Origin of the sequence: Streptomyces luteogriseus (assembly GCF_014205055.1) — a bacterium.
Lineage (GTDB): Bacteria > Actinomycetota > Actinomycetes > Streptomycetales > Streptomycetaceae > Streptomyces > Streptomyces luteogriseus.
Window position 1 is genome coordinate 1,606,864 of the sequence record NZ_JACHMS010000001.1, and the last position, 24,522, is coordinate 1,631,385.

Here is a 24,522-nt window from a genome sequence, read left to right on the forward strand (position 1 = left end):
GCGAGGTCCATTGCAGGTCCGGGGGAAAGGGGCACGTCACCTTTCGCGGGAGCGTCGTGCGCCACTTCCGGCTCACCCGTTTCGGTACCCATGGAGCTCCCGTGTACGAACGAATTTGCGCTCCGGACCAGAAGTTTCCCGCGGCGTACGAGACGATCCGAGGACCGCCCGAAGCGCCGCACTTGTCGGTAGACTCATTTGAGTCTGACAGCAAGTCATCAGTTTGGCAGCCGAGTTGAGAGGCCAAACCACAACTGTCCGGCAGTCCTCCACTCGTGGCGGATTCTCGACTCAATCGGGACGGCGGGGCTCCGTATGGATGATCAGACCGAAACGCGGGAGGTGCTGGATTCTCCCCTGGTTGATCTTTCGAATTTACCCTTCGACGCAATCCGGTCACTGCCCGAATCCGTGATAGTGAGTGCCTTGCGGCGTGTGCGACGGGAAGCGTCACACCCCGAAGCCATGTTCACCACGAATCACGAGAAGGACCCCGGCGGCGGTGAAGCGCAGAAGGAGTGACCGCCCGACCCCGCGCACCGCCCGTCCCCCGCGTCCGATCACCACCGACGAAGCGAAGCGGAGCCGAGATGTCTGAGGCGGACGGCCGGGTCTCCCGCCCCCGTGTGACCGCGTTCTGTTCCACGGCGGAGGACATCGGCCAGACGACGACCCTGCTCAACACGGCCGTCCTGCTGGCCCGTTCGGGCCGCAGGGTGCTCGTGCTCGACGGCCGCAACGCCGATGTGCGCACCCGGCACTACGTCCGCTCGGTCGCCCCGGCCACCGCGCTGCTGCCGGGCGAGGAGGGCGGCCCCTCCGTGGAGGAGTGGTTCCCCTCCGGTGCGGCCCGCCCGATCGGACTGGCGACCCTGAAGGGCCCGGACCCGCTGGCCGTGGTGTCCGGGGCGGGGCCGGATCATCCCGCCTTCCAGGGCTACGACGACGTGCTGATCGACGCGCCGCTGCCCCGGACCGAGGAACAGACCGCACAGCTGGCGCGGTTGCCGGATCTGCTCGTGGTCTGTTTCACCGCCGACTCCTCGTTCATCGAGGACGCCGCCGCGCTCGCCTGGGGCATCCTCCGGCACACCGAACGCCGGCTCGACGTCATCGCGCTGGCCCTGCAGACCGACTGGTCGCACGAGGACCAACTGCGCATCGCCCGCGACCGCGTCGGGCCGAGCTTCGCACGGCTCTACGGCCGCCCGGTGCGCTACCTGGAGATCCCCTACCACGCGATGTCCGCCCGCAGCACCCGGCTCGGCACGGAGCTGGACGGCGGCAACGGCTTCGACGAACGGGTCCTGCCGGCTCTCGAACGCCTCGTCGCCGCCCTGGACCGGCCGCACCCGGTCGCACCCACGCATGTGACCCTCGTCCACACCTCGCGCCACACGGTCTGGGCCGACTGGATCGAGGCCCAGCTGCGGGCGCTCGGCCTGAACGTCGTACGGCGGGCCTACGGCGGCCGGCGTCCCGAGCGCCCGGCCGACGACGCCGCCGTGCTGCTGCTCCAGCCGACCACGGTGCGCCCGGACGAACAGCGGGCACTGCGGGCCCTGTCCGATCCGGGGATCCGGATGGTGCTGATCGACGGCGAGACGTTGCCGCCCGGGTTCGCCCACCATCAGCAGATCGACCTGCGCCGCCACGACGAGCAGCGGGCCGCAGAACTGCTGCTGCGCGGGCTGTCGCTCCCCGTGCCGCGCCGTCTGCCGTGCTCCCCCCATCGCTTCCCCAGCGTCCCCAACTCCACCAACATCGCCGCCCGCAGCGTCACGTTCGTGGGCCGGGAAGCCCTGCTGGACGACATCCGCACCGCGTTGAACGGCCTCGCAGGCCAGGGCCGCCCCTGCCGGCTCCACGGCGCGCCCGGCGTCGGCAAGTCCGAAGCGCTGCTCGAGTTCTGCCACCGCTTCGGCGGCTCCTACGACGTCGTCTGGTGGCTGCGGGCCGACGCCCCCGAGAGCGTCCGGGCCTCGCTCGCCGCGCTCGGGGACGCCCTCGGCGAACCCACCGCCCAGGAACTCAGCGGCCACATCCGGGCGTTGCGCGCCCGGGCCGACGAGACCGGCAAGCGCTGGCTTCTGGTCTGCGACGAGCTCGACGACACGGCGACCCTGGACGAGGTGTCGGACCTGCTGCCGACACCGTCCGCCGACTGCCACATCCTGTTCGCCACACGCAGCGGGCCGGGCCCCGCACCGTCCGGCGCCGTTCAGATCCCGCCCTTCTCCCGGGGGGAGAGCGAGGCGTTGCTCCTGACGTTGCTGCCCGGGCTCAAGCCGTCCCACGCACGGGACGTCGTCCACCGGGTCGGTCCACTGCCGCTCGCCCTGCACCTGGCCGCCTGCTGGATCGGGGCCGAGGCCACCCGGGTCGGGGAGAGGGACAACCTGAGCGGGACCCAGGCCCGGCAAGCCGCCGTCGAGGCGTTCCTCGACGCCTTCACCGACCAGCAGCAGTCCTACGGCCCGGGCGCGCTGGCCGGGACACAGATCCTGCTGCGCATGGCCCGCTCCTCCGTCCGCTCCAGCGCGGCGGCCGAGGCGTGGTCCCACGAACCGGCCGGTGTCGCCGCGCTGAACTGGCTGATCGACGCCTGTGCGCTGATCACCGGCGCGGGGGTCGACCTGCGGATGCTGCGCTCCCGGCCCATGAGAGCGGCGCTGGCCCAGGCGGGACCGGACCACACCGTGGACGGCAGACCGGTCCGCCCGGCGGACGTCCTCCTCGTCGACGCCGCGCTGTGGGTCCTGCACCAGCACGGTCTGGTCGACTTCGACTTCGCCCGCCCCGGGCAGCCCGTGCGCCAGCACCGGGTGCTGCGGGATCTCATCGTGGCGGGACTGGGCGAGGAGCCGCGCATCGAGACCCAGTTGCGCGCGGCGCTCGGCGCCGACCTGCTCGGCATGGTCGACGGCCCCGCCCCTCCCGGCTCCGAGACCGTCGCCCGCCGCGGCAGACAGATCGAGGCGCTGCGGCTGTGGGAGGACACCCGCCCCTCGGTGCAGCAGGCGCTGTTGCGCCACCTGGCCGACCTCGTCCGCACGCAGGAGGAGGAAGCGCTCAAGGAGTGTCTGCGCGTGGGCCGGCTCGCCCTGCGGAGCTGGACCGAACACGACTCCCCGGAGCACCGGCGACTGCGCGCCCTGCTGTCCGACGCGCAGCACCTGCGCGGGGCGTACGCGGAATCCGGTGAGCTCGCCCTCGGCGTGCTGCGGGAGTACCGGGGCAACCTGGGCCTCACCCATCCGCGTTCCCTGCTGATGGCCGACAGCTACGCGGCGAACCTGGGCTCGGCGGGCCATGTCGCCGACGCGCTCGACGAGGCCCTGCACGTCGCCCGCGGCATGGTGAGGCTGCTCGGCCCGCGGCACGCCGGCACCGAGCGGGTCCACCGCAACCTGGCCTGGTGCTACGCCGCCGCAGGCGACTACACCGAGGGCATGCGGCTGTATCGCCAGGTCTACGAACAGCGCCGGGCCATCGGCGGCGACGACGACCCCGCCGTGAGGGACATGGTCCCCGGGCTGGCGGAGATGCACCGGCTGCTCGGCCAGGACGCGGAGTCGTACCAGTTGCTCAAGCACGGCTGGACACCGCGGAGCACGGCGCGGCCCGCGGTCAACCGGGTGCCGATCACGATCGTGGCGGAGAACGGGCTCGCCGTGAGCGAGCGCCGTCTGGGCGATCCCGACCGGGCCTGGGAACGCGACACGCGGGCCCTGGACATGGCCGTCAGTGTGCTGGGAGAGCAGCACATGATCACTCAACGGTGCCGGTTCAGTCTCGCCATCGACCACCATCTGCTGGGCGAGTCCGGACCGGCGGTGGAGTACGCCGAGCGCTGTCTGCACACGCTGGCGGGCCGCTACGGCCCCGAGCATCCGTCGACCCACCTGTGCCGTATGCGCCTCGGCGTCCATCTGCGCGGCGCGGGCCGGCCGGAGGAGGCCCGCGAGGCCGGCCGGACCGCGAGACGCGGCCTCGAGACGGTCCTCGGCGCCCGTCACCCCTGGACGCTGGCGTCCGCCATCGCCCTGGCGGGCACGCTGGTGGCGTGTGGAGCCGAGGAGGAGGCGGTGGAACTGGAGGAGAGCGCCCAGCGCGGCTACGACCACCTCGGCCTGAACCGGCACCCGGCCAGGGCGATCGCCGCCGGCAACCTCGCCATGACCCGTGCCGGGCAGCGGGGCGCGCAGGACAGCGGCGAACTTCCCCGGGTGCGCCGAGACATCGACGTGGAGCTGTTCGTGTGAACCACGGGCGCGGTGTCCCGCGTACGTCGTCTGCCAGAAGGAGTTGCACCCCGATGAACCCGGACGCCTCCGCGGCGGTGAGCGAGCCCCGGCTCCTGAGCGTGCCGCAAGTCAGCCAGAGCTACGGGCACCTGAGCAAGGAGTGCCGTGCCGCGGTCGCGGCCTGCCCGGAGATCCGGTCCATGACCCACGTCGTCCGCAACACCGTCGTCTTCGCCGTCCGCGAGGCGGAGGCCGAGCCGTTCCCCGGAGGGCTGTCCTGGGAGGACGAGGCCGACGCCGAGGGCCGGCCGGGGCGGCGGCTGGTCCGCTGGGTCCTGGAGACGGAGGAGGCGATGCGACGGCTCGACGTCGGCGACCTGATGCGGACCCTCGTCGTCACGCCGGAGGGCGGCATGCAGTGCTCTCGTCTGCATTCCGCCCAGTACCTGGTGGGCATCAGCGCGTCGGAGCCCGGCTGCGATGCCATGGACGACACGATGAACCGGCTGGTCACCAAGATCAGGGCCGAGCGGCTCATGGTCGACGAACTGCCCGGCGGCCGCGCGGGGGAGGTGAAGGAGCCGTTCGTCCAGGGGAGTTCGCTGTCCATGCACGTCCTCACCCGCGACATGCAGGAGGCGCAGCGGCTGCGGAGCATATGGCACCGCCATCTCAACCCGGGCGACCTGCACTACGCGGCCTACTACCGCGACTGGTCGCTGGTGTGCTCCGGCGACGCCTTCGAGCACCAGGAGCTGGAGGACTCCTTCGCGGTCGTCTCGGTCGCGGCCCGCCGGGCGATATACCGCGACATGGTCAGCCGCCTGCGTGAGGAACTGACGGGTCTTTCGGCCATTCTCGCCCCGGTCACCCGTGCCCCGATCCGGCGCCTCGTCCTCGACGTCGTGGACGGGGCCTTCTACATGCACTGGCTGGGCGACGCGGAGGGCGACTTCGTCGTGGGGGTCACGTTCCGCCAGCCCCGGGTGGGCGTGGCGGAGGAACGCCTGCGCGATCTCATCGCAGAGGTGCGCGTCCGCCACTGACCGCGTCGCCCAGCTCGCGCAGCACCCGGTCGGCGAGCTGGGCGAGCCTGTCCTGCGCCCTCTCACCCGGCTCCGTCGCCGTGGCGGGCAGGCCGCTCAGCGGGTCGGCGCCGCCCCGGTCCAGGCGGGGCAGCGACTCCAGCGAGATCTCGAAGCCTCGGCAGATGGCGAACAGTTCGCCCTGGTCGCGTGCGACGGGCTCGGTGTCGCTGCCGGACGCGTCGGTCTCCCACCAGCCGACGACCGCCTCGCGGAACGCCCCGAGCAGTCTGCGGGCCAGTACGACCGCTCCCATGCTCCGCAGGGCGGAGTCGTCGACGAGCAGCCGGCGCGGGCGTGGGGGGCGGCCGGCGGCGGTCCGGGCGAGGGGCACGAGGCTGAGCCGTGGCCCCTCCCCCTCCTCGAGCAGCCGGTCCAGCGCCTCCTGGGTTTCCCGGAAAGGCGCCCGCACCGGCTCCGGCAGCCGCTGCCCCAGGGAACCGGCCGTCGGCGGCGGGGCGACGACACGCGGGTTGTCGAGACTGTGGTCGATGCTGTCGACGCGTTCCAGGAGGGTCTTCTGCTGCCCTTGGATCACGTCCAGCCGGTGGGACAGCTTCTCCAGCACGGTGTTGTCCTGGCTCGCCCGCAGCCGCTCGGCGAGGCTCTGGACACCGCTGCGCAGGGCGATGTCGAAGCGGGGGTCGTCGAGCACCAGGGGCATGGTCCCGGTGGCGTCGGCGACCTGTCGGCGCATCTGCCTGCAGGCGTGGCCGTTGACCACGACCAGCATCTCGATACTCGTCGCCCCCGCGACGTCGCGCGCGTGGCCGAGGAAGCCCGCGATGTCACCCACGGCGGAGCGGGTCAGCAGCGAACGCACCGGCAGCAGGACGATCCAGGCCGTGCGGGTGACCTCGATCCAGCGGGGTTCGCCCGAGCCCGGTGGCCCCGGCAGGTCTCCCAGGTCACGCGGCGGCACGTTGTGCCACCACTGGTCGCCGGCGAGTACGCGTTCCAGCCGGCGTGCCGCCTCGCTCATCGGCCGCTTCTCGTGGGTGGTCCGGATCGCCTCGTGCACGGCCTCGATGTCGATCCTCGGACCGCCGCCGAGCGCGGCATGGTCCCAGGCTCCTTCGCAGATCCGCAGGATCTGCCGGGGGACCCCGTCGGAGAGGGTCACGACCTGGGTCACGGCGGGGTCGGTGAACGGCGCGCAGGTCTTGTCCTGCGGCACGCGGCCCGAGCCGAGCAGGTGCTGTTTGATCAGGTCCTCGGTCGCGGGGCGCTCCCAGCTGTCGAGCCACAGCGGCAGCACCCGCTCGTGCAGGGATGCGGGAAGTGAGCTCCAGAGGTCGGGCCGGACACAGAAGACCAGCAGACCGCCCTGGTTGACATACCGGTTGACCAGCATCTCGAAGGCGTTGAGGAACAACGCCCGGTCCTGCGCCGTCCATTCGGCGATCTTGTCGACCTCGTCCAGCACCAGCGCGTACGGCCGGTCGCTCTGGCCGTAGACGAGGCTGAACACCGCGAACGCTTCGAGGACGCCCTGGATGCCCTGGATCGGCTGGGTGACGCCCCGCTGCTGGAGGGGAGCCGAGGGGGCCTCGCCGGACAGCCAGCGGAAGATGTCCGTCTGGTAGACCTGGTTGGGGAGCAGGGCGAGTGCGGTGGCGAAGGCCCGGTGGTCGGTGACGCCCCGCAGATGCCGGCGGAGGTGGCTGTGGATGAGCTCCTCGTCGAGGTCGAAGGCCCGCGCGATCTTGTGCGGGTCCAGCCGCCGGTCCCTGAGGCCGCTCAAAAACTCGTCGCGGGCGCCTCCCAGCCGGCCCGTCTCGTCCTGTTCCAGCAGTTCCGCCGTGACGTCCGCGTAGTAGTCGGTGATGGCCTGCATGAAGTCGGCCATGGCTTCGAGGTCGTCGCGGGGGCTCATGACGCGGTGCTGGAAGACGGACCGCATGTCCACCGAGGGCTGACCGATCACCCACAGCGCGGGCGTCGGGGTGCTCTGCCTCAGGACGTCCGTGACCTGGGCGGCGAGGTGGCTCTTGCCGAGGCCGAACTCGCCGACCAGGGCGAGGACACGGCCCCTGGTCGAGGAGTCCCCGGTGTGCCGGAGGTAGCGCTGTACCTGTTCCATGAGCTGTTCGTTGATGCGCCTGCGCACATGGATGGGCGGACGCGGGGGGCCGGTACCGACCTGGGTGGTGTCGCCGAATCCCTCCAACTGGACGCTCGTACTGCCTCGGAAGGGGTTCTCCCCCGCGACCGGGAAGGCGTCAGGGCTCATCTCGTCGGTCCTCTTCGTCGTCAGGAAGCTCATTCGGTTCAAGACCGGCCGTCTCGGATGGGTCTTCCTCGGGGGCGTCCGGTTCCGACGGGCCCCCTCTGAGGAAGTCGTCCGGCTTCGGTTCCTCCTCGGCGAACCGGAGAACTATGCGACTTCGCCGCAAGTAGGCCTCGTCGGCCTGCAGTGCCTCGTCCGCCGCCTCACGCAGAAACGTCTGGAGCTTCGCGATGCTGACGAACACCCAGGGCGCCGGCTCGCACTCGAGCAGGTCCTCGTGAATATCGACCTTCGGGCTCGGGATATCCGGAAGCTCCATCCACAGCCGTAGATATCTGCCCCAGTCCTCCCGGGCGAGCCTTCCGGTCTTGAGGTGCGTGACACCCCGCAACTGGGTTTCATCGAAAATCAGATCGATCTCCTTTTCGAGACCGGTGTATTCCGTCTCGACGAAGAAGACCACCCCGCGGTCGGCCTTCTGGTGACAGAACCGGAGGAAGGCCCATCGGGAGTCCTGGTCCTCCCACTTGATATGCGGAATGATCACCGCGAGTCTTCGGCCCAATTGCGCCAGCGCGTCGGTGAGGGCGTGCCAGGAGTCGAAGTGGTCGGGCGAGTCGATCTCCGGGCCGCAGACTTCCGCGAATCCCGGTGTCTTCTTCAGCGCCTTGACGACGGTGCGGAAGATGCGGTCGATCACCGTACTGAGCTCCGGCGCTTCCGTGTGTCCGCTGGGCGACGACTCAAGATCGCGCCCGTTGTTCCGCACCCCGGTGACCGGCACGACGCAGACCGCACCGGACGGCTCACGCCTGCACCATGGCTTCGAGCTCTCGTCCCGGGGCTCGGTGTCGGGCCGGTCGGCGTCGCCGTCCTTGGGCTCTTCCAGTCCCGAGACGAACTCATGGACGCAGCGGTGCAGGAGACTGCTTTTTCCGGTGCCGGGCAGTCCGCTCACCACGACCAGGTGCCCGCGTCCGTCCCGGTCCGGGGTGATGTTGCGCGCGACCTGCACCAGCTGGTTGCGGAAGGTGTGTACCGCCACGGGCACGTGTTCGAGTTCCACCCACAGGTCCTCGTGACCTTCGATGCACCACGGAACCAGTGGCTCGTACGGGAGCCACGGCGGTTCACCCCCCGCGGGAGGCGTTCCGAACATGTTGCAGTGGATGTACGGCATGGTGTGTTCCCCCGAGGTCGTGCTCCCGGGCGTCCCGTCCCCTTGGATCGCCCGGTGTCGTACATGGTGTGCGGTGGCGCCGGGGTGCCGGCGAGGCGCGCGACGGACCCATGCCTCCCCCTGACTCATCCGGGTTCCGGTTTCCATTCCTGGCTCATGGCCGCGGGAGCCTGCTGAGGCTCCGGTGCGGTGGAGAGGTCCTGCCGCCACCTGTCGACGCGGGCCCACTGGAAGGTGTGGTGGAGGAGGTTGACCGTCACGATCGCGGGTCCGACGACACCCACCGTGCCGGGGAACCTCGGTTCCAGGGCGAGGGCGAGGAGGATCGCGGTGATGCCGTTCTGCTGACCGAATCCGAGATGGGCGAGATCCGGCCAGGTCAGCCGGGGGCGCACCAGCCGGCTGATGAGCAGGGTGACGAGCAGCTGCGCGGCGAAGGCGCTCACGCCGAGGACGAGCCCTTCCCGCAGGAAGACCTCACCGGACGCGAGGACCACGCCGAGGACGGCCGAGGCGGCGAGGAAGGCCAGGGCGACCGCCGTGTCGAGGCCCGCGCCGAAGCGGCCCAGGCGCACCAGCAGTCCGGTCAGGGCCACGGCGAGGACCATCATGTCCTGCGCGGCGAACAGGATCAGCGCGACCACCAGCGCCAGCGCCACGACGTCGGCGGCCGGCCGCCGGGTACCGTGCCGCCGCCCGCGCCCGAGCCAGGCGGCGGCCGCCCACCAGAGGGCCGCCACCAGGACGAACAGTCCCAGGTTGAGGAGCAGATCGCCGAACACCGTGGCGGTGTCCGTGACGACCGAGCCGTCACCGGCCGGTCCGGCGCCGTACCGGACGGCGAGGGCGGAGAAGTAGAGCGTGAGCAGGACCGTCATGGGGTCGTCGAAGGCGGCCCAGACCGACAGGATCGCCTTGGCCCGCGGCGACACCCGGTCGCTCTTCTGTGTGGCGGCCACCGACAAGGGGTCGATCTGCGCCACGGCGATGCCCAGGACGAGGTATTCCGGCCTGTCGAAGGCCAGCACCATGACGGTGGCGATGAGTGAGGCTTTGACGAGGACGCCGACGGTGACGGCGACCAGGACGACCTTGAGGGAGCGTCTGACTTCGGCGAAGTCGATGTCGTGCGTACTGCCGTAGAGTCCGATCGCGAGAAGCAGTCCTGCGGCGTACTGGTATCCGGCCGCGTGCGAGAGGTTCTCCGGGTCGGTCAGCAACCCCAGGATCGCCCCGCCGGCCAGAGCGACACAGGCGCCCACGACGACACGCGGCAGGCCTGCGCTGGTTCTGCCTCGTAACCGGCTCAGTCCCAATGCCATTGCTCCGTCCGCCCTGATATCGGGTTTCGTCGCGCGGCGTGGGTCCGGGAACCATGAGGTTCGTCATTGTCGTGGCAGCGCGGGTGGTTCATCATGCACCACACGCGTACCACCGCAGTCAAAGATCGGCTGACAAGCAACGCCTTCTCACCCCCCGTAGCTGCCCGCTCGACAAGGCGCACCCAATTCAGCGTATCGGGATAGTCGCCCGTCGGGCAGGGGATCGACGCCTCTCTTGTTGCTCATACGGATCACCGGGCCCAAGGACGCCGATCAGGCACGCACAGTACGCGGACGGGGGACGCCCGGGGGTTGACACCGGGCACCCGTTCACATTCCATCTGATCGGCGCCCCGGAATGGCAGGGAAATGCGCCGCTTCGTTCGAAAGTCGTCTCAGCACTGTGGACGGTCGGCCGCAACCACTCTGTGGTGGTGCCTGACCAGATCCGATTCAGGAGCGGCAGAGGGAGATCGGGGCCACATTCCCGGCGAGGGCAAGGTCACAGCCGCCCCCTCTGCTGTTCGCTCGTGTCCGTGACCTAGCATCCGAGCATGACGGTCCTGCCTGACGACGGGCTTGAGCTGGCCGGCGAGTTCCCTGACGTGCCCCATGAGCAGTGGCAGCGCCTTGTGGCGGGTGTGCTGCGCAAATCGGGCAAGGACGTCGAGGGGGCCGAGGCCGAGGAAGCCCTGTCCACCGCGCTGGAGGACGGGTTGCGCACCCGTCCCCTCTACACCGCCCACGACTCCGCGCCCGAGCCGGGCCTGCCCGGGTTCGCGCCCTTTGTGCGCGGCGGCCGCGCCGAGGGAAACACGGTCGGCGGCTGGGACGTACGGCAACGGCACACGGTGGCCGACCGTGACGCGGTGCTCGGGGACCTGGAGAACGGTGTCACCTCCCTCTGGCTGACGGTCGGGGTAGGCGGCATCGCGGTGCCGGACCTCGGCCGGGTCCTCGACGGCGTGTACCTCGACCTGGCACCCGTCGTCCTCGACGCGGGGTGTGATGCCGAGCCCGCCGCGCGGCAGTTGCTGCGGGTGTACGAGGAGCGGGGCGTCGCCCGGGACGCGGCGCGCGGCAATCTGGGCGCGGATCCGCTCGGGCACGAGGCCCGTACCGGCCGGCGGTGCGACACCGCGCCGGCGGCGGAGCTCGCACGGCTGTGCGCCGGGGAGTACCCGGGGCTGCGGGCGCTGACCGTGGACGCGCTGCCCTACCACGAGGCCGGTGGTTCGGCCGCCCAGGAGCTGGGCTGCTCGCTGGCCACCGGGGTGGCGTATCTGCGGGAGCTGGCCGGAGCCGGGCTGGACGTCGAACAGGCCTGTGCGCAGCTGGAGTTCCGGTATGCGGCGACCGCCGACCAGTTCCTGACGATCGCCAAGCTGCGAGCCGCGCGCCGGCTGTGGGCCCGGGTGGCCGAGGTCTGCGGAGCGCCCCGGGCGGGGGCGCAGCTCCAGCACGTCGTGACGTCGCCGGTGATGATGACGCGCCGCGACCCGTGGGTGAACATGCTGCGCTCGACGATCGCCACGCTGGCCGCGGGGGCGGGCGGGGCCGACGCGGTCACCGTGCTGCCCTTCGACCACGCCCTCGGCCTGCCGGACGCCTTCGCGCGCCGCATCGCCCGCAACACCTCCACGATCCTCATCGAGGAGTCGCACCTGGCCCGGGTGATCGACCCGGCGGGCGGCTCCTGGTACGTGGAGCGGCTGACGGACGAACTCGCCCGCGCGGGCTGGGAGTTCTTCCAGGAGATCGAGCGTGCGGGCGGACAGGCCGCCGCCCTGCGCTCGGGGCGCCTCGGCCAGGACCTGGCCGACACGTGGCGGGCCCGGAGCGCCAAGCTCGCCAAGCGGCGCGAACCCATCACCGGTGTCAGCGAGTTCCCGTTCCTGGCCGAGAAGCCGGTGGTGCGCCAGAGCGCGCCCGAGCCGCGGTCCGGCGGGCTGCCGAGGGTGCGCCGCGACGAGGCCTACGAGGCGCTGCGCGCGCGCTCCGACGCCCACCTCGCCGCGACCGGCGCCCGGCCGCGGGTCTATCTGGCCGCGCTGGGCCCTGCCGCCGCGCACACCGCGCGGCTGACCTTCGCCGCGAACCTGTTCCAGGCCGGCGGCGTCGAGCCCGTCGCCGAGGGCTCCTTCGAGGACAGCGGCGCCACGGAGGTCTGTCTGTGCTCCAGTGACGCGCTGTACGAGGAGCAGGCCGAGGCCGAGGCCGCGCGGCTGAGGGCCGCCGGCGCCTCGCACGTGTTCCTCGCCGGGCGTCCCGGGCAGCACTCCGGTGTCGACGCCTACGTGTTCGCGGGCTGTGACGCCGTCGCCGTGCTGTCCGCCACCCTTGACCGCATGGGAGTTGCGTCCTGATGGGAATCCCCGACTTCTCCGGGATCGAGCTGGGCACGCCGGCCCCCGACGGCGGCGCCGACGAGTGGCGTACGGCGGTCAAGAACGCCTCCGGCGGGGACGACCTGCTCTGGGAGACCCCGGAGGGCATCACCGTCAAGCCGCTCTACACCGGCCGTGACCTGGAGGGCCTGGACTTCCTGGACACGTACCCGGGGGCGGCGCCGTTCCTGCGCGGCCCGTACCCGACGATGTACGCCAACCAGCCCTGGACCATCCGCCAGTACGCGGGCTTCTCGACGGCCGAGGAGTCCAATGCCTTCTACCGGCGCAACCTCGCGGCCGGCCAGAAGGGCCTGTCGGTCGCCTTCGACCTGCCCACGCACCGCGGCTACGACAGCGACCACCCGCGCGTGACGGGTGACGTCGGCATGGCGGGTGTCGCCATCGACTCGATCTACGACATGCGGCAGCTGTTCGACGGCATCCCGCTGGACAAGATGACCGTGTCGATGACGATGAACGGCGCCGTGCTGCCGGTGCTGGCGCTGTACATCGTGGCGGCGGAGGAGCAGGGCGTACCGCCCGAGAAGCTGGCCGGAACCATTCAGAACGACATTCTGAAGGAGTTCATGGTCCGCAACACCTACATCTATCCGCCGAAGCCGTCGATGCGGATCATCTCCGACATCTTCGCCTTCACCTCGCAGCGGATGCCGCGCTACAACTCCATCTCCATCTCCGGGTACCACATCCAGGAGGCCGGTGCGACGGCCGACCTGGAGCTGGCGTACACGCTCGCGGACGGGGTGGAGTACATCCGGGCGGGCCGTGAAGCCGGCCTGGACGTGGACGCGTTCGCGCCGCGGCTGTCGTTCTTCTGGGCGATCGGCATGAACTTCTTCATGGAGGTCGCCAAGCTGCGGGCGGCGCGCCTGCTGTGGGCGAAGCTCGTGAAGCAGTTCGACCCGCAGAACGCCAAGTCACTTTCCCTGCGCACCCATTCGCAGACCTCGGGCTGGTCGCTGACCGCGCAGGACGTCTTCAACAACGTGACGCGCACCTGCGTCGAGGCGATGGCGGCGACGCAGGGGCACACCCAGTCGCTGCACACCAACGCCCTGGACGAGGCGCTCGCGCTGCCCACCGACTTCTCGGCGCGCATCGCCCGCAACACGCAGCTGCTGCTCCAGCAGGAGTCCGGCACGACCCGGGTGATCGACCCGTGGGGCGGCAGCGCGTACGTGGAGAAGCTGACGTACGACCTGGCCCGGCGGGCCTGGCAGCACATCGAGGAGGTCGAGGCCGCGGGCGGTATGGCCAAGGCCATCGACGCGGGCATCCCCAAGCTGCGCATCGAGGAGGCCGCGGCCCGTACGCAGGCCCGGATCGACTCGGGCCGCCAGCCGGTCATCGGCGTCAACAAGTACCGGGTGGAGACCGACGAGCAGATCGACGTCCTGAAGGTCGACAACTCCTCGGTGCGGGCGCAGCAGATCGAGAAGCTGCGGCGGCTGCGCGCGGAGCGGGACGAGCGGGCCTGCCAGGACGCGCTCGACGCGCTGACCCGGGCCGCCGGCGGCGAGGGCAACCTGCTGGAGCTGGCCGTGCACGCGGCCCGCGCGAAGGCCACCGTCGGGGAGATCTCCGACGCCCTGGAGAAGGTGTACGGCCGACACGCGGGGCAGATCCGTACGATCTCCGGCGTGTACCGCAACGAAACCGGAGAGTCCCCGAGCGTGGACCGCACCCGCACCCTGGTGTCCGCCTTCGAGGAGGCCGAGGGCCGCCGTCCGCGCATCCTGGTCGCGAAGATGGGCCAGGACGGCCACGACCGCGGCCAGAAGGTGATCGCCACGGCCTTCGCGGACCTCGGTTTCGACGTGGACGTCGGCCCGCTGTTCCAGACGCCCGCCGAGGTGGCCCGGCAGGCCGTCGAGGCGGACGTGCACATCGTCGGCGTCTCGTCGCTGGCGGCCGGTCACCTCACCCTCGTCCCGGCGCTGCGCGAGGCGCTGGCCGAGGAGGGCCGCGAGGACATCATGGTCGTGGTCGGCGGGGTGATCCCGCCGCAGGACGTGCCGACGCTGCTGGAGATGGGCGCGGCGGCCGTCTTCCCGCCCGGGACGGTGATCCCGGACGCGGCCCACGACCTGGTGCGGCGCCTGTCGGACGGCCTCGGGCACGCCCTGTGATCGATGTCGACGCGTATGTGAAGGGCGTGCTCGACGGGAAACGGGCGATCATCGCCCGTGCCATCACACTCGTCGAGTCGACGCGGCCGCAGCACCGCGCGCTGGCCCAGGAACTGCTGACGGCGCTGCTTCCGCACAGCGGCCGGGCCCGGCGGATCGGCATCAGCGGGGTGCCCGGCGTGGGCAAGTCGACGTTCATCGACGCGTTCGGCACGCTGCTGACCTCGCTCGGGCACCGGGTGGCGGTGCTGGCCGTCGACCCGTCGTCCAGCCGTACGGGCGGTTCGATCCTGGGTGACAAGACCCGGATGGAGCGCCTGGCCGTGGACCCGGCGGCGTTCGTGCGCCCCTCCCCCACGGCGGGCACGCTGGGCGGGGTCGCGAAGGCCACCCGAGAGTCGATCGTGGTGATGGAGGCGGCCGGCTACGACGTGGTCCTGGTGGAGACGGTCGGTGTCGGCCAGTCCGAGACGGCCGTGGCGAACATGGTCGACACCTTCCTGCTCCTCACCCTCGCGCGCACGGGCGACCAGCTCCAGGGCATCAAGAAGGGCGTGCTGGAGCTCGCCGACGTGATCGCCGTCAACAAGGCGGACGGGCCGCACGAGCGCGACGCCCGTGCCGCCGCGCGGGAGCTGGCGGGCGCGCTGCGCCTGATGCACGGCAAGGACGCGTTCTGGACCCCGCCGGTGCTGCACTGCAGCGCCCGCGAGTCGACCGGCCTGGACGCGCTGTGGGAGCGCCTGGAGCAGCACCGCACGCTGCTGGACTCCACGGGCCGCCTCACCGCGAAGCGCCGCGACCAGCAGGTCGACTGGACCTGGACCATGGTCCGCGACGAACTCCTCGGCCGTCTGCACGCCGACCCGGCGGTACGGGCGCTGGCGCCGGTGCTGGAGCAGCGGGTCAGGGAGGGCGAGCTCACCCCGACGCTGGCCGCCGAGCGGATCCTCGGGGCGCTCGGCGGCTCCGAGGCAGCGGGTTCCTGAAGCGGTAGCAACCGGGCCGGACATGTTCCGGGACGTCGATGTCCCGGCACGGCGGCGTTCCGGCACGGCGGCGTTCCGGAACGACGATTCCGCATATCCGGCTTGCATGACTATGCAAAGTGATACATACTCTTTCTATGTCCAAGGTCCTCACCTCCCTGCCCGCCGGCGAACGCGTCGGCATCGCCTTCTCGGGCGGTCTCGACACCTCCGTCGCGGTCGCGTGGATGCGCGACAAGGGCGCCGTCCCGTGCACCTACACCGCCGACATCGGCCAGTACGACGAGCCCGACATCGCCTCGGTGCCCGGCCGCGCCAAGACGTACGGGGCCGAGATCGCGCGTCTGGTCGACTGCCGTGCCGCGCTCGTGGAGGAGGGCCTGGCCGCGCTGACCTGCGGCGCGTTCCACATCCGCTCGGGCGGGCGGGCGTACTTCAACACCACCCCGATCGGCCGTGCCGTCACCGGCACGCTCCTGGTCCGGGCGATGCTCGAGGACGACGTCCAGATCTGGGGCGACGGCTCGACCTTCAAGGGCAACGACATCGAGCGGTTCTACCGCTACGGCCTGCTCGCCAACCCGCACCTGCGCATCTACAAGCCCTGGCTGGACGCGGCCTTCGTGACGGAGCTCGGCGGCCGCAAGGAAATGTCCGAGTGGCTGGTCGCGCACGGGCTGCCCTACCGGGACAGCACGGAGAAGGCGTACTCCACGGACGCCAACATCTGGGGCGCCACCCACGAGGCCAAGACCCTGGAGCACCTGGACACCGGCGTCGAGACCGTCGAGCCGATCATGGGCGTCCGGTTCTGGGACCCGTCGGTCGAGATCGCCGCCGAGGACGTGACGATCGGCTTCGCCGAGGGCCGTCCGGTGTCGGTCAACGGCAAGGAGTTCGCCTCCCCCGTCGACCTGGTGATGGAGGCCAACGCCATCGGCGGCCGGCACGGCCTGGGCATGTCGGACCAGATCGAGAACCGGATCATCGAGGCCAAGAGCCGCGGCATCTACGAGGCCCCGGGCATGGCCCTGCTGCACGCCGCCTACGAGCGCCTCGTCAACGCGATCCACAACGAGGACACCCTCGCCCAGTACCACACCGAGGGCCGGCGCCTGGGCCGGCTGATGTACGAGGGCCGCTGGCTGGACCCGCAGGCGCTGATGATCCGCGAGTCGCTCCAGCGCTGGGTCGGCGCGGCCGTCACCGGCGAGGTGACGCTGCGGCTGCGGCGCGGTGAGGACTACTCGATCCTCGACACCACGGGCCCGGCGTTCAGCTACCACCCGGACAAGCTGTCCATGGAGCGCACCGAGGACTCCGCGTTCGGCCCGGTGGACCGGATCGGCCAGCTCACCATGCGCAACCTCGACATCGCCGACTCCCGCGCCAAGCTGGAGCAGTACGCCGGCATCGGCCTGATCGGCACCGGCAGCCCCACCGTCGGCGCCTCCCAGGCCGCCGCGACCGGCCTCATCGGCACCATGCCCGAGCTGCCGCAGGGCGGCGCCCAGGCCATCGCCTCCCGGGGCGAGGTCTCGGAGGAGGACGCGTGGCTGGACCGGGCCGCGATGGAGTCCGGCACGGACTGACCCCACGGCACCGCGAGAGGCCGGCCCGACGGGATGTCGGGCCGGCCTCTCGGCGTCCTACCGGTCGAGGGCCGCCGCGCCCTCGGTGGACACCTCGTCCGGCAGGCATCCGTCGACCCCCAGCTCCTGCCCCAGGGTGAAGGCGTCGACCCGCTCGGAGGCGCTCCCGTGGTCCCCTTCCTTCGTCCAGGGGGTCTTGTCGGCGTCACGGACGAGGGCCGTGTACACCTCGTCGACGTCCCCCGCCTCGAAGACGACCGTTCCGTCCTGCGCGGCACCCTCGAGTTCCGCGCCCGCCAGGCAGTCCGCCTGCAATTCGGCGTCCATGGTCTGCAGTTGGGCGTCGAGGCGGTTCTGTATCGCGTGACCCCACTCGTGCGCGACGACCAGATACACGAACGCGTCTCCGTACCGGTAGCCGAACCGCATGAGGTCGGTGTCCCAGGCGACGTAGTCCTCGGCCGTGGCACAGTATTGGGCGTTGTCGTCGTCCAGCGGTTCCCCGCCGCAGGTGGGGACGTCCGCGGAAGCGCCGTCGTACTCACCCAGGACCGTGGGCGGGACGTACGTCTGCGTGAAGAACTCGGACCAGTGGGCGTCCCAGTAGGCGTCGACGCCCTGCACGGCCGTTTCGATGTCCTGGCCCATGTCGTCACGCGCGGGGGCCCCATACGCATAACCACCTGAAACCGCCAGCACAGCAATGGCGAGCACTGCGCACACGCGCATCCGAAGCTGATGGGTCATGGTCGACTCCGCAACTAGCCGGTGTCGCAGCGCGGCTGCGTCGTTCCGCCGCGTGCCAGGCGTTGTCTGATCCCTCTCCTACCAGTCAACGCCGGTACCGAGCCGACCGCACCCCCGGACGGCCGGTGCCCCGCCGGCCCGTACCGGCGGGGCACCGGGCTCAGCGTGTCGTGCCGGCCATCTCCCGGACCGGTGCGTCCAGGGAGTCCAGGCCGCGCAGGATGTCCTCCACGCGCTGCCTGGCGTCGCCGAACAGCATCTGCGTGTTCTCGCGGAAGAACAGCGGGTTCTGCACGCCCGCGTAGCCGGCGGCCATGGACCGCTTGAAGACGATCACGTTGGCCGCCTCCCACACGTGCAGGACCGGCATCCCGGCGATGGGGCTGGAGGGGTTGTCGGTCGCGGCCGGGTTGACCGTGTCGTTGGCGCCGATGACCAGGACGACCGAGGTGGCGGCGAAGTCGTCGTTGATCTCGTCCATCTCCAGGACGATGTCGTAGGGCACGTTGGCCTCGGCGAGCAGCACGTTCATGTGCCCGGGCAGCCGGCCCGCGACGGGGTGGATGCCGAAGCGCACCTCCACGCCCCGGTCGCGCAGCTTGCGCGCCAGTTCGGCGACGGGGTACTGGGCCTGGGCGACGGCCATGCCGTAGCCCGGCGTGATGATGACCGAGGTGGCGTTGCCGAGGAGTTCCGCGGTCTCCTCGGCGTTGATCTCCCGGTGCTCGCCCTGCTCGTCGTCGTCGGCGGACGCCGCCGGGGTGCCGAAACCGCCCGCGATCACCGAGATGAAGGAGCGGTTCATCGCCTTGCACATGATGTACGACAGGTAGGCACCGGAGGAACCGACCAGCGCGCCGGTGACGATCAGCAGGTTGTTGGCGAGCAGGAAGCCCGAAGCCGCCGCCGCCCAGCCGGAGTAGCTGTTGAGCATGGAGACGACCACCGGCATGTCACCGCCGCCGATGGAGGCGACCAGGTGCGCGCCGAGAGCGAGCGCGATCACGGTCACCGCGATGAGCAGGCCCATGCCGGGGCGCACGACGAACGCCACCGTGAGCCCCACGAAGGCCACGAGCGCGCCGATGTTGAGAATGTGCTTGCCCGGCAGTGTCAGCGGGCGGGAGTTGATGCGCGCCGACAGCTTCAGGTAGGCGACGACGGAACCGGTGAAGGTGACGGCGCCGATGAACACCCCGATGAACACCTCGGCGTGATGGATGCCCAGCAGCGAACCGGACAGCTCGGCGTCGACGTCGAGGTAGCCGTTCCAGCCGACGAACGCGGCGGCGAGGCCCACGAGGCTGTGCATGATGGCGATCAGCTCCGGCATGCCGGTCATCTCCACCACCCGGGCCCGCCACAGGCCGATGCCCGCGCCGAGAGCGGTGGCGACGACGATCAGCACGAGCCCGCTCGCGGTGATGCTGCGGGAGGCGAGCCCGACAGTGGCGGCCAGGGCGACGACCATGCCCGCGATGCCCCAGACGACTCCCGAACGGGACGTCTTGTGCTGGGAGAGTCCGGCGAGGCTGAGGATGAACAGCAGCGCCGCGACGACGTAGGCGGCCTGGGCGGCCGTGTCTGTGGTCATCCCTGATCAGCCCTTCGAGAACATGCCGAGCATGCGGCGGGTCACGGCGAATCCGCCGAAGATGTTGATGCTCGCCAGCAGGATCGCGGCGAACGACAGCACGGTGACGGCGGTGTCGCCCTGCCCGATCTGCAGCAGCGCACCGACCACGACGATGCCGGAGATGGCGTTGGTGACCGACATCAGCGGGGTGTGCAGCGCGTGGTGCACATTGCCGATGACGTAGAAGCCGATCACGATCGCCAGGACGAACACCGTGAAGTGGCCGAGGAGTTCGCTCGGGGAGAGGGCCGTCACCAGGAACAGCGCGAGCGCTCCCACGCCCACCAGGGCGTAGGAGGACCAGGCCGGGCGGGCGGACTTCGCCGGTGTCTCGGCGGGGGCGGGTTCAGGCTCCTTCGCCGCGACGGGTGCGGGTGCGGCGGACACCTGGACGGGGGGCGGCGGCCAGGTCTTCTCGCCCTCGCGGACCACGGTGATCGAGCGCTGCACCACGTCGTCGAAGTCGAGGACGAGCCGGCCGTCCTTGCCGGGCGTGAGCAGCTTCAGCAGGTTGACGATGTTCGTGCCGTACAACTGCGAGGCCTGGGCGGGGAGCCGGCCGGGCAGGTCGGTGTAGCCGATGATCGTCACGTCGTTGTCGGTGACGACGGCCTTACCGGCGACCGTGCCCTCGACGTTGCCGCCCTGGGAGGCCGCCATGTCGACGATCACGCTGCCGGGCTTCATGTGCGCGACGTCCTCGGCGGTGATCAGCCGCGGCGCCGGGCGGCCCGGGATGAGCGCGGTGGTGATGATGATGTCGACGTCGGCGGCCTGCTCGGCGTACAGCTGCGCGGCGAGCCGGTTGTAGTCGTCCGAGGTGGCCTTGGCGTAGCCGTCGGTGCTCACCTCCTGCTCGGCGGTCACGGACAGGAACTCCCCGCCCAGGGAGCGCACCTGCTCGGCCACTTCGGGCCGCGGGTCGGTGGCGCGGACGACGGCGCCGAGACTGCGGGCCGCGCCGATCGCCGCGAGCCCGGCCACTCCGGCCCCGGCCACCAGCACCTTGGCGGGCGGCACCTTGCCGGCGGCGGTGACCTGGCCGGTGAAGAACCGGCCGAAGGCGTGTGCCGCCTCGACCACGGCCCGGTATCCGGCGATGTTCGCCATCGAGCTGAGCACGTCCAGGGACTGGGCGCGCGAGATGCGCGGTACGGCGTCCATGGCGAGCACGGTGATCGGACGCCCCGCCAGCTCCTCGACCAGTTCGGGGTTGAGGGCGGGGCTGATCAGCGCGATCAGTGTCGCCCCGTCGCGCAGCCGGCCGATCTCCTCGCTCGAGGGGGCGTTGACCTTCAGCACGATCTCCGCCTGCCACGGGTCGCCGAGCCGGGCTCCCGCCTCCTCGTAGGCCGCGTCGGAGAAGCGGGACGAGGCTCCCGCTCCCGGTTCGACCGTCACGTCGTACCCGAGCGCGACGAGTCTCCCCACGGTGGCCGGCGTCGCCGCCACCCTGGTCTCGCCCGCAGTGGATTCGGCCGGTATGCCGATCCCCTGGGGTTGCGGTTCCGCTGGGACCATCGTCTGCTTCTCCCGTCGTTCGACTGCCTGTCCTCCTTGGTGCCCGCATCCTGCACGTTCGACGCGGCATCCGTGGCGGGCCGTGGTCACATGGCCGAGGAGGTCGTCCTCACACCGCCGAGGGGTTGCCGAACGACGTGTTCGGGGGTATCAGTGTGCCGCGCGGGGCGAAAAGAGTCCTGTGATGCGACGCGACACTGCCGGGAGCAGACTGTTGTCGTGACTAGCACGCGCCCGGGGCGCGGCCAGGCCGCGACCCCCTCCCGATCCGCGCCTCACCAGACCGTCGCGCTGGCGGCGATGATGTTCGCCGTCGCCATGACCTTCATCGACCAGACCATCGTGTCGATCGCGGCCCCGGACATCGTCCGCGAACTGGGGCTGTCGTCCTCGGGCATGCAGTGGGTGGTCAACGCCTACCTGCTGGCCCTCGCCGCCTTCTTCGCCCTCGGCGGCCGTCTCGCGGACCTCTACGGGCCGCGCCGGGTCGTCGTCATCGGCACGGTGGTGTTCGTCGTCTCGTCGGTGCTGTGCGGTTGCGTCCCCGTAGGCGGTGCCGCACAGGCCTGGCTGATCATCTTCCGCGCCACCCAGGGACTCGGGGCGGCGCTGCTGTTCCCCGCGGCGCTGGCCGTGGTGGTGGCGGTGTTCCCGGTCGAGCGGCGCGGGCGTGCCCTCGCCCTGTTCTTCGGGGTCACGGGCGCGCTGACCGCCGTCGGCCCGCTGCTGGGCGGCTGGCTGACGAACTGGACCTGGCGCGCCGTTTTCTGGGTCAACGTGCCCGTGGCGATCGTCGCGCTGGTCCTCACGGCGCTGGCGCACATCTCCGACCGGCGGCGGTCCGGCACGCTGGACGTGCCGGGTGCCGTCCTCATCGCGATCGGCATGGGCCTGAGCGTCCTCGGCTTCCAGCAGGCGTTCTCCTGGGGCTGGGACAGCTGGGCGACCTGGGTGTGCATCGTGGGCGGCCTGGCGGTGCTGGCCGGGTTCGTGCGTTTCGAGCGCGGGGTGGAGCATCCGCTGATCGATCTGCGGGTCTTCCGCGACAAGGCGTTCAGCGTGGACGCGCTGGTGTTGTTCTTCGCGATGCTCGCGTTCGTCCCGCTGTTCTTCTTCGCCTCCGTCTACGCCCAGGTGTCGCTGAGCGCCTCGCCGAACCAGGCGGCGCTGTTCCTGCTGTACATCTTCGTGGGCTTCGCGATCGCCTCCCAGTGGGGCGGCCGGATCCTCGACAAGAAGGGCGCCAGGCCCGCGCTGAAAATGGGCGGGGTGGTGGGCGCCGTCGGATTCGCGCTCTGGGCGGGCGAACTCACCAACCTGACCATGCACGACCAGTGGCTCTACGCGGCGCTCGCCGGGGCCGGTATCGGTTTCATCCTGGCGCCGGCGTCGACGGACGCCGTGAACCGGGCCATCGGCGCCTCCTACGGCGAGGTCACCGGCATCACCCAGACCGTGCGCAACTTCGCGGCCAGCGTGGGCATGGCGATCTACGGCACGATCCTGACGCACGTCACGACCGACAACGTCACGGGCACCCTGGAGTCCCGCGGCGTGCCCGCCGGGACGGCGGAGAGCACGGCGCGCGACGTCACCGAATCGGTCACGGGCAACGGCGACGCCCGGCCGCCCACCGGCACCGGCCCCGCCGCCGAGGCGACCCGGGACGCGATGTCGGCGATCCGCATGGACTTCGCGGAGGCCAACCAGTGGGTGTTCTACGGCATGGCCATCGCGCTGGGCATCGCCTTCCTGTGCGCCCTGCGGCACCCGGGCGGCACGGTGGACGCGAACGCGAAGGTGGAGGAACCGGCGGCGCAGGCCCGCTGACGAAGCCCGTCAGGACGTAAACAGGTCCGTCGTCCGTTCCTGGATCTGCTCGGGCGTCAGGTCCTCGATGGTCTGGGAGATCATCCAGAGATGGCCGAACGGGTCGGCGAGGCGGCCCCCGCGCTGCCCGTAGTGCTGGTCGGCGACCGGGTACACCACCGTCGCCCCGCCCCGCAGCATGGCCTCGGCCACGGCGTCGGCGTCGGGCACGTCGAGCGCCATGATCACGGGGCTGCCGCCGAGGGACGTGGGCGCCGGGTCGCCGGTGTCGGCCTCCTTGACCGCGATCGCGGCGCCGCCGAGTCGCAGCATCGCGTGCACGATCGTGCCGTCGGGGCCGGTGTACCGCTCGATCTCCTCGGCGCCGAGGGTCGCCCGGTAGAAGTCGATGGCCCGGGCTCCGTCGGAGACCACGAGGCGGGCGTAGAGGCGGGTGACGGCGGGGTGGCCGGTGGCGTGCGGTGTGCCGGGTTCGCCGGGTGCGTTCGTCATGTCTTCACGATCGCGGGTCCCGGGCGGCGTGGATTGTAGAAAATCGCCGACCGGGCGGATTCCGTCGATCGCCGAGCGGTACGTGGTTGCGTTCGAGGGGCGTGCGCGGCGCGTACGCGGTCGGGGTGAGGCCGGCGAGGGCGCGGAACTCGTGGATCAGATGGGCCTGGTCGTGGTAGCCGCAGTCCGCGGCGAGGGCCGCCCAGTCCGCTGGCCCGTGTCCGGCGTTCACACGGTGCAGCAGCCGCTGGAAGCGCCGGATGCGCGCGTACCGCTTGGGTGTGAACCCCAGGTGTTCGGTGCATCGGCGCGCCAGCCGTCCGGTCGTCCAGCCGAGCCGGTCGGCGACCTCGCCGACGGGTGTGCCCCGGTCGAGCAGGGCCGCGGCGAGACGGACCCCCGGGTCGGGCGCCGGGGGGCCTGTCACGCGCCCCGTCAGGGCCGTCTCCAGCACCCGCAGCCCGGCCCGCGGGCCCTGTGCGGCGACGGCTTCCAGCAGCCGCTCGCGCAGCACCGCACCGTCCGTGCCCCACAGTTCGCCGAGGTCCACGAGTTCGTCGCGGAGGGCGGAGACCGGGACGGTGAGGAAGGGGCGGGCGCCCGCGGGACGGAACGCCACCCACAGGACGGCCCGCTGCTGCGCCGGGTCGATCACGGCCGGCTCCGAGAAGGGCCCGTGCACGGCCGCGCCCCGGGTACGCCGGTCCGCACCCCCCGGCGGCGACGTGGACAGGGCGTCCTCGTCGAGGTTCACCAGCAGTTGCGCCGCGCCCGTCGGCAGGGCCAGCTCGGCGGAGTGCGCGAACCGTCCCTCGGTGTAGCCCATCGCACCGATCAAGGGCGCGAGCGCGGGCAGCGACGGCCGGACCACCAGCCCGACGGGTGCTTCCTCCGCCGTACGCGCCATACGTCCACCCTACGGCCGGACCCCGATCCCCGAGGAAGTCCCCGCGCTTCACCTCCTGTCCGGCCTGTGCGATCCGTTGACGGGGGTCTGCGCCCCCCTTATCTTCTGACCGACTTCATGGCCGGTTTCCCGAACGTCGTTCGGAATACCGGACAGCCCGAGCACGTACACCGCACCCCGTCCTCCGGAGAACTCCCTTGAGAC

16 protein-coding genes are annotated in these 24,522 nt (G+C 71.1%); 8 read left to right on the forward strand and 8 right to left on the reverse strand.

Annotated elements, in window-relative coordinates; genetic code table 11:
- Positions 1–315 precede the first annotated feature (315 nt).
- From BJ965_RS07315 to BJ965_RS07325, 3 genes are all read left to right on the forward strand, one after another.
- Entirely contained in the window at positions 316–522 is a 207-nt protein-coding gene (locus tag BJ965_RS07315; RefSeq protein ID WP_107051578.1) for a hypothetical protein, read from the forward strand.
- Positions 523–590: 68 nt separating this feature from the next.
- A complete protein-coding gene (fxsT, locus tag BJ965_RS07320) occupies positions 591–4,265 on the forward strand; it encodes an FxSxx-COOH system tetratricopeptide repeat protein (RefSeq protein WP_184907922.1) in 3,675 nt (1,224 codons plus the stop codon).
- Between the two features lie 53 nt (positions 4,266–4,318).
- Positions 4,319–5,293: a hypothetical protein gene (locus tag BJ965_RS07325; RefSeq protein ID WP_184907923.1), complete on the forward strand. Its 975-nt coding sequence runs from the start codon at positions 4,319–4,321 to the stop codon at positions 5,291–5,293.
- On the opposite strand, the gene BJ965_RS07330 is transcribed toward BJ965_RS07325, so the two are convergent.
- The 3 genes from BJ965_RS07330 to BJ965_RS07340 all read right to left on the reverse strand — a co-directional run bounded on the left by BJ965_RS07330 (position 5,265) and on the right by BJ965_RS07340 (position 10,004).
- Complete coding sequence (locus BJ965_RS07330) at positions 5,265–7,565, reverse strand: hypothetical protein (protein ID WP_246545856.1); 2,301 nt, start codon at positions 7,563–7,565, stop codon at positions 5,265–5,267. The genes BJ965_RS07325 and BJ965_RS07330 overlap by 29 nt on opposite strands.
- Entirely contained in the window at positions 7,555–8,742 is a 1,188-nt protein-coding gene (locus tag BJ965_RS07335; protein WP_184907925.1) for an ATP-binding protein, read from the reverse strand. The genes BJ965_RS07330 and BJ965_RS07335 overlap by 11 nt, the downstream gene beginning before the upstream one ends.
- Before the next feature lie 125 nt (positions 8,743–8,867).
- On the reverse strand, positions 8,868–10,004 hold the full coding sequence (locus BJ965_RS07340; RefSeq protein WP_184907926.1) for a hypothetical protein: 1,137 nt from the start codon (positions 10,002–10,004) through the stop codon (positions 8,868–8,870).
- A gap of 614 nt (positions 10,005–10,618) precedes the next feature.
- Between BJ965_RS07340 and BJ965_RS07345 the strand changes: the two genes are divergently transcribed.
- From BJ965_RS07345 to argG, 4 genes are all read left to right on the forward strand, one after another.
- Positions 10,619–12,430: a methylmalonyl-CoA mutase subunit beta gene (locus BJ965_RS07345; protein WP_184907927.1), complete on the forward strand. Its 1,812-nt coding sequence runs from the start codon at positions 10,619–10,621 to the stop codon at positions 12,428–12,430.
- Positions 12,430–14,604 carry a methylmalonyl-CoA mutase gene (gene scpA, locus BJ965_RS07350; RefSeq protein ID WP_184907928.1) on the forward strand — a complete coding sequence of 725 codons (2,175 nt, stop codon included), beginning with the start codon at positions 12,430–12,432 and terminating at the stop codon, positions 14,602–14,604. Before BJ965_RS07345 ends, scpA begins: the two co-directional genes overlap by 1 nt.
- A complete protein-coding gene (meaB, locus tag BJ965_RS07355; RefSeq protein ID WP_184907929.1) occupies positions 14,601–15,593 on the forward strand; it encodes a methylmalonyl Co-A mutase-associated GTPase MeaB in 993 nt (330 codons plus the stop codon). Before scpA ends, meaB begins: the two co-directional genes overlap by 4 nt.
- Positions 15,594–15,730: 137 nt before the next feature.
- Entirely contained in the window at positions 15,731–17,185 is a 1,455-nt protein-coding gene (argG, locus tag BJ965_RS07360; RefSeq protein WP_030839282.1) for an argininosuccinate synthase, read from the forward strand.
- Between the two features lie 57 nt (positions 17,186–17,242).
- Here argG and BJ965_RS07365 read toward each other — a convergent pair whose 3' ends face one another.
- The 3 genes from BJ965_RS07365 to BJ965_RS07375 all read right to left on the reverse strand — a co-directional run bounded on the left by BJ965_RS07365 (position 17,243) and on the right by BJ965_RS07375 (position 21,089).
- Positions 17,243–17,932, reverse strand: coding sequence for a hypothetical protein (locus BJ965_RS07365; protein ID WP_184907930.1), 690 nt, complete (start codon positions 17,930–17,932; stop codon positions 17,243–17,245).
- Positions 17,933–18,092: 160 nt separating this feature from the next.
- On the reverse strand, positions 18,093–19,526 hold the full coding sequence (gene pntB, locus BJ965_RS07370; protein ID WP_184907931.1) for a Re/Si-specific NAD(P)(+) transhydrogenase subunit beta: 1,434 nt from the start codon (positions 19,524–19,526) through the stop codon (positions 18,093–18,095).
- A gap of 6 nt (positions 19,527–19,532) precedes the next feature.
- Positions 19,533–21,089, reverse strand: a complete 1,557-nt coding sequence (locus tag BJ965_RS07375) for a Re/Si-specific NAD(P)(+) transhydrogenase subunit alpha (RefSeq protein WP_184907932.1) — start codon at positions 21,087–21,089, stop codon at positions 19,533–19,535.
- A gap of 300 nt (positions 21,090–21,389) precedes the next feature.
- On the opposite strand from BJ965_RS07375, the gene BJ965_RS07380 reads away from it, so the two are divergent.
- Positions 21,390–22,919 (forward strand): MFS transporter, encoded by a 1,530-nt coding sequence (locus tag BJ965_RS07380; protein WP_184916902.1) that lies wholly within the window; start codon positions 21,390–21,392, stop codon positions 22,917–22,919.
- 9 nt (positions 22,920–22,928) lie between these two features.
- On the opposite strand, the gene BJ965_RS07385 is transcribed toward BJ965_RS07380, so the two are convergent.
- Both BJ965_RS07385 and BJ965_RS07390 read right to left on the reverse strand, forming a co-directional pair.
- Complete coding sequence (locus BJ965_RS07385) at positions 22,929–23,411, reverse strand: VOC family protein (RefSeq protein WP_184907933.1); 483 nt, start codon at positions 23,409–23,411, stop codon at positions 22,929–22,931.
- A 4-nt stretch (positions 23,412–23,415) separates the two neighbouring features.
- Positions 23,416–24,318: a helix-turn-helix domain-containing protein gene (locus tag BJ965_RS07390; protein ID WP_184907934.1), complete on the reverse strand. Its 903-nt coding sequence runs from the start codon at positions 24,316–24,318 to the stop codon at positions 23,416–23,418.
- Positions 24,319–24,522: the final 204 nt, after the last annotated feature.

Excerpts from the sequence above, each read along its gene's own strand:
- BJ965_RS07315 (WP_107051578.1), top strand. The coding sequence starts at position 316 with ATGGATGATCAGACCGAAACGCGGGAGGTGCTGGATTCTCCCCTGGTT.
- fxsT (WP_184907922.1), top strand. The coding sequence starts at position 591 with ATGTCTGAGGCGGACGGCCGGGTCTCCCGCCCCCGTGTGACCGCGTTC.
- BJ965_RS07325 (WP_184907923.1), top strand. The coding sequence starts at position 4,319 with ATGAACCCGGACGCCTCCGCGGCGGTGAGCGAGCCCCGGCTCCTGAGC.
- BJ965_RS07330 (WP_246545856.1), bottom strand. The coding sequence starts at position 7,565 with ATGAGCCCTGACGCCTTCCCGGTCGCGGGGGAGAACCCCTTCCGAGGC.
- BJ965_RS07335 (WP_184907925.1), bottom strand. The coding sequence starts at position 8,742 with ATGCCGTACATCCACTGCAACATGTTCGGAACGCCTCCCGCGGGGGGT.
- BJ965_RS07345 (WP_184907927.1), top strand. The coding sequence starts at position 10,619 with ATGACGGTCCTGCCTGACGACGGGCTTGAGCTGGCCGGCGAGTTCCCT.
- scpA (WP_184907928.1), top strand. The coding sequence starts at position 12,430 with ATGGGAATCCCCGACTTCTCCGGGATCGAGCTGGGCACGCCGGCCCCC.
- argG (WP_030839282.1), top strand. The coding sequence starts at position 15,731 with ATGTCCAAGGTCCTCACCTCCCTGCCCGCCGGCGAACGCGTCGGCATC.
- BJ965_RS07365 (WP_184907930.1), bottom strand. The coding sequence starts at position 17,932 with ATGACCCATCAGCTTCGGATGCGCGTGTGCGCAGTGCTCGCCATTGCT.
- pntB (WP_184907931.1), bottom strand. The coding sequence starts at position 19,526 with ATGACCACAGACACGGCCGCCCAGGCCGCCTACGTCGTCGCGGCGCTG.
- BJ965_RS07375 (WP_184907932.1), bottom strand. The coding sequence starts at position 21,089 with ATGGTCCCAGCGGAACCGCAACCCCAGGGGATCGGCATACCGGCCGAA.
- BJ965_RS07380 (WP_184916902.1), top strand. The coding sequence starts at position 21,390 with ATGATGTTCGCCGTCGCCATGACCTTCATCGACCAGACCATCGTGTCG.
- BJ965_RS07385 (WP_184907933.1), bottom strand. The coding sequence starts at position 23,411 with ATGACGAACGCACCCGGCGAACCCGGCACACCGCACGCCACCGGCCAC.
- BJ965_RS07390 (WP_184907934.1), bottom strand. The coding sequence starts at position 24,318 with ATGGCGCGTACGGCGGAGGAAGCACCCGTCGGGCTGGTGGTCCGGCCG.